Source organism: Cupriavidus sp. 05L411 (assembly GCF_056398045.1).
In genome coordinates, this window is the sequence record NZ_JBFTOQ010000039.1 from 21008 (window position 1) to 33334 (window position 12327).

The 12327-nt window shown below is 66.5% G+C and carries 12 protein-coding genes; 4 read left to right on the forward strand and 8 right to left on the reverse strand.

Annotated elements, in window-relative coordinates; genetic code table 11:
- Positions 1–5 precede the first annotated feature (5 nt).
- On the reverse strand, positions 6–1388 hold the full coding sequence (locus AC1DQR_RS31320; RefSeq protein ID WP_416047601.1) for a M23 family metallopeptidase: 1383 nt from the start codon (positions 1386–1388) through the stop codon (positions 6–8).
- Positions 1389–1616: 228 nt separating this feature from the next.
- Between AC1DQR_RS31320 and tyrS the strand changes: the two genes are divergently transcribed.
- The 4 genes from tyrS (at position 1617) to AC1DQR_RS31340 (ending at position 4973) form a co-directional block, all read left to right on the forward strand.
- A complete protein-coding gene (gene tyrS, locus AC1DQR_RS31325; RefSeq protein ID WP_416047602.1) occupies positions 1617–2858 on the forward strand; it encodes a tyrosine--tRNA ligase in 1242 nt (413 codons plus the stop codon).
- 19 nt (positions 2859–2877) lie between these two features.
- The gene (dtd, locus tag AC1DQR_RS31330; protein ID WP_416047603.1) at positions 2878–3378 is read left to right on the forward strand and encodes a D-aminoacyl-tRNA deacylase; all 501 of its coding nucleotides are present in this window, start codon (positions 2878–2880) and stop codon (positions 3376–3378) included.
- 171 nt (positions 3379–3549) lie between these two features.
- Positions 3550–4209 (forward strand): YbhB/YbcL family Raf kinase inhibitor-like protein, encoded by a 660-nt coding sequence (locus AC1DQR_RS31335; protein ID WP_174427455.1) that lies wholly within the window; start codon positions 3550–3552, stop codon positions 4207–4209.
- Positions 4210–4298: 89 nt separating this feature from the next.
- On the forward strand, positions 4299–4973 hold the full coding sequence (locus AC1DQR_RS31340; RefSeq protein WP_416047604.1) for a histidine phosphatase family protein: 675 nt from the start codon (positions 4299–4301) through the stop codon (positions 4971–4973).
- A 26-nt stretch (positions 4974–4999) separates the two neighbouring features.
- Here AC1DQR_RS31340 and AC1DQR_RS31345 read toward each other — a convergent pair whose 3' ends face one another.
- From AC1DQR_RS31345 to purH, 7 genes are all read right to left on the reverse strand, one after another.
- Complete coding sequence (locus AC1DQR_RS31345; RefSeq protein WP_416047605.1) at positions 5000–5725, reverse strand: queuosine precursor transporter; 726 nt, start codon at positions 5723–5725, stop codon at positions 5000–5002.
- A 129-nt stretch (positions 5726–5854) separates the two neighbouring features.
- Positions 5855–6439 (reverse strand): BPSL1445 family SYLF domain-containing lipoprotein, encoded by a 585-nt coding sequence (locus AC1DQR_RS31350; protein WP_416047606.1) that lies wholly within the window; start codon positions 6437–6439, stop codon positions 5855–5857.
- Positions 6440–6628: 189 nt separating this feature from the next.
- Entirely contained in the window at positions 6629–7684 is a 1056-nt protein-coding gene (gene ruvB / locus AC1DQR_RS31355) for a Holliday junction branch migration DNA helicase RuvB (protein WP_416047607.1), read from the reverse strand.
- Positions 7685–7811: 127 nt separating this feature from the next.
- Positions 7812–8393: a Holliday junction branch migration protein RuvA gene (gene ruvA / locus AC1DQR_RS31360; protein WP_150988018.1), complete on the reverse strand. Its 582-nt coding sequence runs from the start codon at positions 8391–8393 to the stop codon at positions 7812–7814.
- A gap of 166 nt (positions 8394–8559) precedes the next feature.
- Complete coding sequence (locus AC1DQR_RS31365) at positions 8560–9759, reverse strand: glycerophosphodiester phosphodiesterase (RefSeq protein WP_416047608.1); 1200 nt, start codon at positions 9757–9759, stop codon at positions 8560–8562.
- Between the two features lie 78 nt (positions 9760–9837).
- Positions 9838–10383: a crossover junction endodeoxyribonuclease RuvC gene (ruvC, locus tag AC1DQR_RS31370; protein ID WP_174427462.1), complete on the reverse strand. Its 546-nt coding sequence runs from the start codon at positions 10381–10383 to the stop codon at positions 9838–9840.
- Between the two features lie 361 nt (positions 10384–10744).
- Positions 10745–12319 (reverse strand): bifunctional phosphoribosylaminoimidazolecarboxamide formyltransferase/IMP cyclohydrolase, encoded by a 1575-nt coding sequence (gene purH, locus AC1DQR_RS31375; protein WP_043343721.1) that lies wholly within the window; start codon positions 12317–12319, stop codon positions 10745–10747.
- Positions 12320–12327: the final 8 nt, after the last annotated feature.

The following is a 12327-nucleotide window of genomic DNA, read 5'->3' on the forward strand; positions in this document are numbered from 1 at the left end:
ATGGATCAATTGCTGGCCGAAGCCACGTTGTAGGTACGCAGCGCGTTGATGCGGCTGAGCATCTCGCTGGTATAGCTCAGGAACTGCTGGCGCGCCGGGCCGGACAGCGCGGGCGTGTCGAGCGCGGCGATGGCCAGCGGGTTCAGCGGCACATCGTTGACGCGGAACTCGTAGTGCAGGTGCGGGCCAGTGGCCCAGCCGGTCTGGCCGACGTAGCCAATGACCTCGCCTTGCGACACATGCTGCCCGCGCTTCATCGTGGCAAAGCCGGACAGGTGCGCGTAGTAGGTGGAGTAGCCGCTATGGTGCTTGAGGATGACGATGTTGCCGTAGCCGTTCTGCTGACCGACAAACTCGACTTCGCCGTCGCCGGTGGCCATCACCTTGGTGCCCGTAGGTGCGGCAAAGTCCACGCCCTTGTGCTGCGCCCAGTGGTGGTGCAGCGGATGGTCACGCCCGCCGAAGCCCGACGACACGCGCGAGAACTCCACCGGCGAGCGCAGGAACGGCCGCTTCATGCTGCGCCCGTCAAAGGTGTAGTACGCGCCACCCTGCTTGCTGCCTTCCGGTGCGTACCAGAGCGCCTGGTGCAACTGGTTGTGGTTGATCAGCTCGACCGCCATCACGCGCCCGTTGCGCACGAACGCACCGTCGCGGAAGCCCGCTTCGTAGACGATTCGGAAGCGGTCTCCGCTGGTGATGTCATGGTGAAAATCGATCACGCCGGAGAAGATCGAGAGCATTTGCTGGACGATCTCGTCGGGCACATTGGCTGCGTCCATGGCCTTGAAGAAGCCACCCGAGGCAATGGCGCCGGACAGCATCTCGTAGTGCAGCTCGTTTTTCACCGACTGCACGCGGGCCTTGTAGACCGGATCGGCAGGGTCGCCCGCGCGTTCGATTACCAGTTCGCGGGAGGCGTTTGCGTCACCGCCGAGGTTGGCTTGCAACGACACCAGCAGGTTGTTCTCGTCGACCTCGGCCTGCACCGTCTGGCCGGGATTGAGGTCGAACAGGCCGCGCGCGGTGGTGTTGCGCCGGATAAAGGCCTGCGCATCGGGGTCGTCCACGCCGAGCCGCTTGAGCAGGCTGGCAATGGTGTCGCCGCGCTGCATGCGCTCTTCGCGCACAAAGGTGGCGTCGGTTTCGGTAAGCTGTTCAAGTTGCGTGCGCAGATCGGGCAGGCGTATCGCCTCCCGGACACGCGGAGCCTGGGGGTCGTCGAAGGCACTACGGGGGGCCACGCCCATGGCGGCTGCCATGCCCAGCGTGAACACCGTACCCACCGCCGCTGTCAACTGCTTGCGCCGACGGGCGTGCAGGGCATTGGTAGGATCGACCAGAACCACCAGCTCCCGCGCGAAAACTTCGCGGAGTCTGGACCACATCACGTAAAATTCACTCTTTGTTTCGGGCTGCGTTGCCGCGACGATTTTTTGCTTCGTCTGCCTTCCTCCCCGGAGGTGCGGCGCCTGCCATATTGGTTTGCCGCCTAGAATGGCGGTTGGCCCACGGGAACATTCCCGTTTGCACAAGAAGCGCGGATTATACCAAAACCGGCCGCAAGCCGGTTTGTGCCGCCGTCTGAATTCTCATGTTTTTCAAAGACTTACGTCATGACTGAAGTTTCCTCCGGCGCTGCCACTTCCTACCCCCTCACGCCCACCGTGATGCACGCCCTGGAGGTGTCCAAGCGCGGTTGCGACGAACTGCTGGTCGAATCCGAATGGCTGGCCAAGCTCGCGCGCAGCGAGGCCACCGGCGTGCCCCTGCGCATCAAGCTGGGGCTGGACCCGACCGCGCCCGATATCCATATCGGCCACACGGTGGTGCTCAACAAGATGCGTCAGTTGCAAGACCTGGGCCACCAGGTCATCTTCCTGATCGGCGATTTCACCTCCACCATCGGCGATCCGTCCGGGCGCAACGCCACGCGTCCTCCGCTCACGCGCGAGCAGATCGAGGCCAACGCCCAGACCTACTACAGCCAGGCCAGCCTCGTGCTCGATCCGGCCAAGACCGAGATCCGCTACAACAGCGAGTGGTGCGATCCGCTAGGCGCGCGCGGCATGATCCAGCTGGCGGCCAAGTACACCGTGGCGCGGATGATGGAGCGCGACGACTTCACCAAGCGCTTCCGCACTGGGATTCCGATTTCGGTGCATGAGTTCCTTTACCCGCTCATGCAGGGCTACGACTCCGTCGCGCTCAAGGCCGACCTGGAACTGGGCGGCACCGACCAGAAGTTCAACCTGCTGGTGGGCCGGGAGCTGCAGAAGGAATACGGCCAGGAGCAGCAGTGCATCCTGACCATGCCGCTGCTGGTGGGCCTGGATGGCGTGGAGAAGATGTCCAAGTCCAAGGGCAACTACATCGGCGTGACCGAAGCCCCGAGCGAGATGTTCGGCAAGCTGATGAGCATCTCGGATGACTTGATGTGGAARTACTACGAGCTGCTGTCGTTCCGCCCCATGAGCGAGATCGACCTGATGAAGCAGGAGATCTCGCTGGGCCGTAATCCGCGCGACTGCAAGGTGATGCTCGGCCAGGAGATCGTCACGCGCTTCCACAGCGCGGCCGACGCCGACCGCGCGCTCGAGGATTTCAACCACCGCGCGCGCGGTGGCGTGCCCGACGAAATCCCCGAGGTCAGCCTTTCCGGCGCACCGCTGGGCATCGGCCAGTTGCTCAAGCAGGCCAACCTGGTGCCGTCCACGTCGGAAGCCAACCGCAATATCGAGCAGGGCGGCGTCAAGATCGACGGCACCGTCGTCAGCGACAAGGGGCTGAAGGTCGAGGCCGGCAGCTACGTCGTGCAGGTGGGCAAGCGCCGCTTCGCACGCGTGACGCTGGCTTGAGGCCGGGCAGGAAGGGCTCATGATTGCGTTGATCCAGCGGGTCGCCCAGGCCCGCGTCACTGTCGATGGCCGCACCGCCGGGGAGATCGGCGCCGGGCTGCTGGCGCTGGTCTGCGCCGAGCGCGGCGATGCCGAAGCGCAGGCCGAACGCCTGCTCGCCAAGCTGCTGGCCTACCGTGTGTTCTCCGATGAGGCCGGCAAAATGAACCTGCCCGTGCAGGACATCGATGGCCGCGGCACGCGCGGTGGCCTGCTGGTAGTGTCGCAATTCACGCTGGCCGCCGATACCAACAGTGGCACGCGGCCCAGTTTCACCCCGGCCGCGGCGCCCGCCGATGGCGAGCGCCTGTACAACCATTTCGTGGCGCGTGCGCGTGCCGCGCACGGCGAGGTGCAGACCGGCGAGTTCGGCGCCATGATGCAGGTCAGCCTGGTCAACGACGGTCCGGTCACCTTCTGGCTGCGCGTGCCGCCGGCCGCGCCGTCCGCCCACTCCCAGCCAGCGCAGGCCAGCCGCTGATGCGGCGACGGCCTGACCGGACATGACCCAGACAGTCACCCTCTACATCGCCACCAGCTTCGACGGCCTGCTGCAGCTCAATTACCGCCGCCGCACGTCACCGCCGGGACCGGCCTTGGCCTGATCCCGCATGCCGCGCAGTGCGCGGCGCAACCCAGCAAGGAGAGAAACATGAAGCTCTGGAGCAAGGCATTCAGCGACAACGGGCCGATTCCGATCGAGTTCGCTTTCGGTGCGATCGACCCGGCCACCCACGTGACGCTGTCGAGCAACCGCAATCCCGACCTGCACTGGGACGAGGCCCCGGCCGAGACGCGTTCCTTCGTCCTGATCTGCCACGATCCGGACGTGCCCAGCCGTGGCGACGACGTCAACCAGGAAGGCCGCGAAGTGCCYGCCTCGCTGCCGCGCGTGGACTTCTTTCACTGGGTGCTGGTGGATATTCCGATGGGGCTGCGCACCATCTCCGCGGGCACCCACAGCGATGGCGTGATCGCGCGCGGCAAGCCGGGCCCCGAGGCCACCGGCGGCACGGCCGCGGCAGGCGGCCTGCGCCACGGCCTGAACGATTACACCGGCTGGTTCGCCGGCGACCCGGACATGAAGGGCGACTACTACGGTTACGACGGCCCTTGCCCGCCGTGGAACGACAGCCTGGTGCACCACTACGTGTTCACCGTCTACGCGCTCGACCTGGACCGCCTGCCGCTAGAGGGCACCTTCACCGGCGCCATGGTGCGCGAGGCCATCCAGGGTCACGTGCTGGCGCAGGCGGCCTACACCGGTACCTATACCCTCAATCCGAAACTCGCCGGCCAGCCGGCGAAGTAAGCACGGGCCGCGCGGCGCGCAAGCGCTGCGCGCCAGGGGCGCTACGGCAGCACAGCATAGCGCCGCCTAAATCGCCTAAAGGAAACGGCATGTCGCAATTGCCCGGGCCGCATTCGCTGGCCTTCACCCACCTGATCCTGATCCGCCACGGCGAGACCGCATGGAACCGCGAGCGGCGCCTGCAAGGCCAGCTCGACATTCCGCTCAACGCTACCGGCGTGGCGCAAGCGGATGCCCTGGCCCAGGCGCTGGCGATCGAGCCGATCGATGCGGTCTACGCCAGCGACCTGTCGCGCGCGATGCAGACGGCGGCGCCGCTGGCCGAGGCGCTCGGCCTGGCGGTGCAACCCGATCCCCGCTTGCGCGAGCGCTGCTACGGCTCGCTCGAAGGCATGACCTACGCGGAAGTCGCCGAGCAGCTGCCCGAGGATTTCGCCAGGTGGCAAGCGCGGGTTCCCGATTACGCGCCCGATGGCGGCGAGTCCTTGCTGGCGTTTCATGAGCGCGCGGTGGAAGCCGCGCTGGCGCTCGGGCGCCGCCATCCCGGCGAGCGCATCGCCCTGGTGGCGCACGGCGGCGTGCTGGACTGCCTGTACCGCGAAGCCAACGACATGACACTGGAGGCGCCGCGCCGGCACGAGCTGCTCAATGCCAGCATCAACCGGCTGCGCTGTGACAGCGTGCGGCTCACGGTCATGCAGTGGGCGGACGTGGGCCACCTGGAAGCGCTTACGCTCGACGAAGTCGACCGCAGGGTGCCCTGAGCCGCGCTGGCCGCGCCGGGCGCTTCTTACACCCGCAGGCGGAAGGGCGTGAAATCGGTATTGCGGTCGTAGTAGTCTTCGCGCTCGGCGCGCTTGAGGAAGTTCACCACCTTGTAGGTGACCGGCGTCATCACCACTTCCCATGTGGTCTTGAGGATGTATTGGGCAATGGCGACCTGGATCACTTTCTCCAGCGGCCAGATGCCGTAGAAGGCGATCACGTAGAACAGCGAGGAATCGACCAGCTCGCCGGCCAGCGTGGAGCCAATGGTGCGGGTCCACAGCCAGCGGCCGTTGGTCCACAGCTTCATCTTGGCCAGCACATAGCTGTTGGTGAAGCTGCCGCAGCAGAATGCGATCAGCGAGCCCAGCGCGATGCGCCAGGTATTGCCGAAGACGTCTTCCAGGCTCTTTTGGTAATCGCTCATGAAGGGCGCCACCGGCATCTTCAGCACCACCAGGCTCATGAAGGTGGCGAACGCCAGCGCCGCGAATCCGGCCCAGACCACGCGGCGATCGCGCCCGTAGCCATAGACCTCGGTCAGCACGTCCCCAAAAATGTACGAAATCGGGAAGAACAGCACGCCCGCGCCGAAGGTCACCGGGCCGATCACCGGCAGCGTGACCTGGGCCGCCTTGGCCGCGCCGATCAGGTTGGAGCACAGCAGGACCGTGACGAAAGCCACCATCACGAGATCGTAGTAACGATAGACGCGCCCGCTGTGGGCGGACGTGGCGCTTGACGTGGTCATCGGGGTGTTCCAGGGGCGATTTTTGGGCGATTATGCCAGCGGCGCCGCCACCTTGCCCCGCCACACTGTAGACGCGCGCGCGCCCTGGCCGGGTCGCCCCGGGCCAAGGGCTGCCTGCGCGGGCTGCGGCTAGATGTTCAGCTTGCTGATCTTGGAGCCGTCCAGCGACACATCGAACATCAGCCCGGCATTGGTCTGCACGAAGGCGATCACCGGCTGCTGGCCGGTGATCGTATCGAGTTTGCCGTTGGCACCGACCTTGGCGAGCGCCACGCCGGCATCCGCACCGACTGTCCAGCCGCTGCTGTTGACGAACTTGTCGTAGGCATCGGGCGTCATGAACATCACCACCACGGATTTGGACTGGCCGCCGGCGGTCGCGCCGATCGAGGCCGAGGTGGTGCGGTAATAGCTCACCGAGGCGCCCTTGGAGCGCAACACGCCCTCGCCGTATTCGCCGCCGACCACCAGCCCTGCCGACAGCACGCGCGGGAACACGAGGATGCCCTGGGCGCGTGAGGCCAGCTCGCGCGAGCTGTCGACGGTTGTGAACAGCCGGTTGAGCGCCCCGTCGGCACCCGCGTCGATTTCTTTCTTCTTGGCCGCCGCATCGGTTGGCGCATAGGTGCCGGTGGTGGTGCAGCCAGCCGCGAACGCGGTGGCCACGACCAGGCCCGAGCCCGCCAGCCGGGTGACAAAGTGGCGTCGATTCATGTGCTCTCTCCTGTCAGGGATCAGTTAGCCGGCCGTCGGGCATCTGCCGTCAGTTGTCGCCTTGCCTTGGCGGTCGGAGCTAAGTCATTGTGGACAAGGAGGGAGCAGCCAGCAATGCACGACAAAAGAATTGTCTGCGGGCCTCGAAACTACTTAATGCGGGTTTCGATGTGCGGATTTCGATGCCGCTCAGGCGGGGGCCGAATCGCTCTCGCCGGGCGCCGCCAGCCCGAAGTGCCGGTAGGCGGCGGCCGTGGCCATGCGGCCCCGCGGCGTGCGCTGCAGGTAGCCCTGCTGGATCAGGAAGGGCTCGAGCACGTCCTCGATGGTGTCGCGCTCCTCGCCGATGGCTGCGGCCAGGTTATCCACGCCCACCGGGCCGCCGCTGAACTTGAGCAGGATCGCTTCCAGCAGTTTGCGGTCCATCAGGTCGAAGCCGACCGCGTCCACGTCGAGCATGGCGAGCGCGGCGTCCGCGATGGCGCGAGTGATGTTTCCATCTCCTTTGACTTCCGCAAAGTCGCGCACGCGGCGCAGCAGCCGGTTGGCGATCCGTGGCGTGCCGCGCGCGCGGCGTGCGATTTCCAGCGCGCCCAGCGGGTCGATGCGGGCACCCAGCAACTGGGCGGAGCGCGTGACGATGCGCGATAGTTCCTCGGCGGTGTAGAACTCCAGCCGCGCCACGATGCCGAAGCGGTCGCGCAGCGGGTTGGTCAGCATGCCAGCGCGGGTGGTGGCGCCAACCAGCGTGAAAGGTTGCAGGTCCAGCTTGACCGAGCGTGCGGCCGGGCCTTCGCCGATCATGATGTCGATCTGGTAATCCTCGAGCGCGGGGTACAGGATTTCCTCGACGACCGGGGATAGCCGGTGGATTTCGTCGATGAACAGGACGTCGTTGGCTTCCAGGTTGGTCAGCAGCGCCGCCAGGTCGCCCGGGCGTTCCAGCACCGGGCCGGAGGTCTGGCGCAGGTTGACGCCCATTTCGCGAGCGATGATGTGCGCCAGCGTGGTCTTGCCCAGCCCCGGCGGCCCGAACAGCAGCACGTGATCGAGCGCTTCGCGCCGGTTGCGCGCGGCGTGCATGAAGATGTCCAGCTGGCCGCGCACTTTTTCCTGGCCGACATATTCGTCGAGCAGCTTGGGACGCAGCGCCCGCTCGAAGGCCTCCTCGTTGGGGGAGACGGCGGTGGGGGCGATCACGCGATCGGCGCCCCGCTCGGTGGCTAGCTTGTCGGTTTCGATCATGTTACGGATGCGGGCAAAGTGGTTGGATTGTAGCCCTTCCGGGCGTGGCGCCGGCCGCGCGAATCCTGCGCACGCCGCGCAGGCTCAACGCCGGGAGCGTCCTTGGCCTGCCCGTGATCCGGCCGGGTCAACCTTTGGATAGCGATTTCAGCGCCATCTTGATGCCGTCGGACACGCCGGTGCCTGCGGGCACCTGCTTGATCGCCAGCGCTGCCTCTTTCTCCGAGTAGCCGAGCGCAAGCAGCGCGTTGAGGATGTCGACGGCGTTGTCGTGCACCGGCGTGCTGCCGGGCGCGGCCCCAAGCTCGGCGCCCAGCTTGCCTTTGAGTTCGAGCAGCAGGCGCTCGGCGGTCTTCTTGCCGATGCCCGGCACGCGCGTCAGCCGTCCGGCTTCCTGCAGCGTGATGGCCTGCGCCAGTTCGCTGACCGACATGCCGGATAGCACCGCCAGCGCCATGCGCGCGCCGATGCCGGTGATCTTGATCAGCTCGCGGAAGGTGTTGCGCTCGGTGGCGCTGCCAAAGCCGTACAGCAGGTGCGCGTCCTCGCGCACGATCTGCTGGGTCAGCAGGGTGACGGGATGGCCGACGGCGGGCAGGTTGTAGAAGGTGCTCATCGGCACGTCGATCTCGTAGCCGACGCCGTGGCAATCGACCAGCAGGTGCGGGGGATTCTTCTCGATGAGGGTGCCGGCGATGCGTCCGATCATGGTGTAGTGTCTGCAGCGAATTACGGCGCGCGCGCCGGGATGGGAAGGGAGTGCGGCGGCGGCCAGCGCGGGGAAAGGCCCGCCATCGCGAAGGCCGCCAGTGTAGCCCAGCGTACGGCGTACCGGCGCGGCCGGGCCACATTGGCTATCGGCTATCGGCTATCTGCTATTGGCCCAGCGTGTCCACCGCCTGGCGTCCCAGCGCGGGATCATCGGTGAAAAAGCCGTCGATGCCGGCGGCGAGGAAGGCTTGCACCTCGCGCACCATGCCGCTGGGGCTGCGCGTGGCATCGTCGCCGCCGGTGCGCAGGTTGCGCGGCAGGAAGGTGTTCTCAGGACGGAAGGTATAGGGATGGACCAGCAAGCCTGCCGCATGCGCGTTGCGCACCAGCGCGGTCGGCGTGCCGAGGTTGCCGTTGGCGTCGCGGGGCATCACGCTGGACTTCTCCGGGCCGATGCCGCTGGCGTAGCTGGCCACTTCGCGCAAGCCGATCGGCGTCATCATGTCAGCGTAGGTGCGGGTGTCGCCGGCCAGGCGCCAGTCGGCAGGCCGGTTCTTCGCGCCGCCCATCAATTGGATCAGCTTCACATTAGGCATGCCCTGGGCCAGGCGCTGACGCATCTCGCGCAAGTTGCCGGTCTCGAAGGACTGCACGAACACCGGCGCGCTGCGCGTGTACGCATGGGCTTGCAGCGTGGCCACCAGCTTCTCCTCCAGCGGCAGGCCGATGCCGCGGAAATAGCTCGGATGCTTGGTTTCCGGGTACAGGCCGATCACGCGCCCGCTGCGTTGCGATGCCTTGGCCACCAGATCGATGATTTCGTCGAAGGTGGGGATCTCGAACTTGTCGTTGTACTGGGTATTGGCCTTGCGCACCTGCGCGATACGCTCGCGCGCGCGCAGCGTCTTGAGCTCGGCCAGCGTGAAGTCTTCGGTGAACCAGCCATCCAGGCGTTCGCCGTCGATCACCTTGATGCGCTTGCGGCTGGCGAACTGGGGCAGCTCCGCCACGTTGGTCGTGGTGCCGATCTCGTTCTCGTGCCGGGCCACCAGTACGCCGTCGCGCGTCATCACCAGGTCGGGTTCCACCACGTCGGCACCGTCGTCGATGGCGCGTTGGTAGGACGCCAGCGTGTGCTCAGGGCGCAGCGCGCTAGCGCCGCGATGCCCGATCACCAGCGCCTTGGGCACGGCCGGGGCCGGGGCCGGGGCTGGGCCAGGGGCTGGGGCCGCCGGGATAGTGGCCACGGGCGGCGGCGCGGCGCAGCCGGCGAGAACCGTGGCGGCCAGCGCGGACAACAGCGCCGGCAGGCGAGCGGGGCGGGGCGGATTCAAGGCGCGGAACGCGCGAGGCGAGCGGAGCATGCGGCATCCTTTGACGGGCGATCGCTCGATTGTAAGAGACTTGAAGGTGCCAGCGGCTGCTTGGCCGCCTGGGCTCGCTCAGCCGATCAGGCGCCCACGCCGTACCCGCATGCCCTTGCGCACCAGGTCCGGGGCCAGCCCGGTCAGGGCGGTGAGCGTGTTGCTGCCATTGGCATGGCAGATTGCCATGCCCAGGGCATCCGCCGCGTCGGAACTGGGGCGTCCCGTCAGGCTCAACAGGCGCATCACCATTTCCTGCACCTGCTCCTTGTTGGCGCGGCCGTAGCCGACCACCGCCACCTTCAACTGAAGTGCCGTGTACTCGAACACCGGCAGGCCATGCGTGACCAGCCCGCAGATCGCCGCGCCGCGGGCCTGGCCAAGCAACAGCGTGGATTGCGGGTTGACGTTGACGAATACCTTCTCGATTGCGGCGCAATCGGGCGCGTAGGTGCGGGTGACTTCGCTGATGCCGTCGAAAAGGGTTTTCAGCCTTGCCGGCAGGCCGCTGTCGCCGTCGCTCTTGATGGTGCCGGAGGCGATGTAGGTTAGCTTGTTGCCGTGCTTTTCCAGCACGCCGAAGCCGGTGGTACGGAGGCCGGGGTCGATGCCGAGGATACGCATGAGGGTCGGGCTCGGCTTTTAATGGGTGATGGGGGATTGTAACGTTGGGAGGGGAGGGGCGGCTGCAATTGCCTCTTGTCAAAAGCAACTGCAGTTTCACCACCCCTGCGGGGCGGCGACCTACTTTCTTGTCTTGCCAAGAAAGTAGGCAAAGAAGGCGCCCCATACGGCCTTGGCACACCTTGACGGCTCGCTTCGCATCGCGTTGGGGTGTGGCCCGCCCTTCGGGCGCTTCACACGGCTATACCAATCGGTTGATCTTGCCGCTGGTTGGCTCCCCTCTCCCACTTGTGGGAGAGGGGCCGGGGGAGAGGGCGGGCGCTCGCGGTGCCGCGATGCGCTCAAATGCCCAGCCCGGACCTCAATGGCGGAAGTGACGCACGCCGGTCAATACCATTGCGATATTGCGCTCGTCGGCGGCGGCGATCACTTCGTCGTCGCGCATCGAGCCGCCCGGCTGGATGACGCAGGTGGCACCTGCATCCACCACTACATCCAGGCCGTCGCGGAACGGGAAGAAGGCGTCCGATGCCACGGCCGAGCCCGCCAGCGTGAGGCCGGCGTTCTGCGCCTTGATGCTGGCGATGCGGGCCGAGTCCACGCGGCTCATCTGGCCGGCGCCGACGCCTAGCGTCATGCCGCCGCCACAGAACACGATGGCGTTCGACTTGACGAACTTGGCCACGCGCCAGGCGAACATCAGGTCGTCCATTTCCTTGGGCGTGGGCTGGCGCTTGGTCACGACGCGCAGTTCGTCCCGCTGGACGTTCCTGGCGTCGGGGCCTTGCACCAGCAGGCCGCCGCCGACGCGCTTGAAGTCATACGGATTGAGGCCGTTGCCCAGCGGGATTTCCAGCAGGCGCACGTTCTGCTTGGCAGCAAACACGGCGCGCGCGCCGGCGCTGAACGACGGGGCGATCAGCACTTCGACGAACTGCTTGGCCACGGCTTGGGCGGCGGCTTCGTCCAGCTCGACGTTGAAGGCGATGATGCCGCCGAAGGCCGAGGTCGAGTCGGTCTTGAGGGCTTTTTCGTAGGCTTCCAGCGCGTTGGCGCCGACTGCCACGCCGCACGGGTTGGCGTGCTTGATGATCACGCAGGCCGCACCGGTGGCAGCGCCGAAGGTCTTGACRCATTCCCATGCCGCGTCGGCATCGGCGATGTTGTTGTACGACAGTTCCTTGCCTTGCAGCTGCGTGTAGTTGGCCAGCGCGCCGTCGGAGGCTTTCAGGTCGCGGTAGAAGGCGGCCGACTGGTGCGGGTTCTCGCCATAGCGCATTTCCTGCACCTTCTCGAAGGCCAGGTTCAGCGTCTGCGGGTAGGCGCTGCGGGTCTGGTGCGCCTTGTCCGCGCCGAGGCTGGTCAGGTAGTTGGTGATGGCGCCGTCGTACTGCGCGGTGTGGGCGAATACCTTGGTGGCCAGGCGGAAGTTGGTGTCATAGCCGACGCTGTTGGCGTTGGCGCGCATTTCTTCCAGCACCGGCGCGTAGTCGGCCGGGTCCACGATGACGGTGACGTCGCGGTGGTTCTTGGCGGCCGAGCGCAGCATGGTGGGGCCGCCGATGTCGATGTTCTCGATGGCGTCCGGCAGGGAGCAGTCATCCTTGGCCACGGTTTGCTGGAACGGGTACAGGTTCACGACCAGCAGGTCGATGGTGGGGATGTTGTGCTCGGCGAGCGCCGCCATGTGCTCGGGCAGGTCGCGGCGGGCCAGGATGCCGCCGTGCACCTTCGGGTGCAGGGTCTTGACGCGGCCATCGAGCATTTCGGGGAAACCGGTGTAGTCGGCCACCTCCGTGACGGGCAGGCCGGCATCGGCCAGCAGCTTGGCGGTGCCGCCGGTGGAGAGCAGCGCGACGCCGAGCGAGTTGAGCTCGCGGGCAAATTCGACGATGCCGGTCTTGTCGGATACGGAGAGGAGGGCTTGCTTGATCATGGCTATGG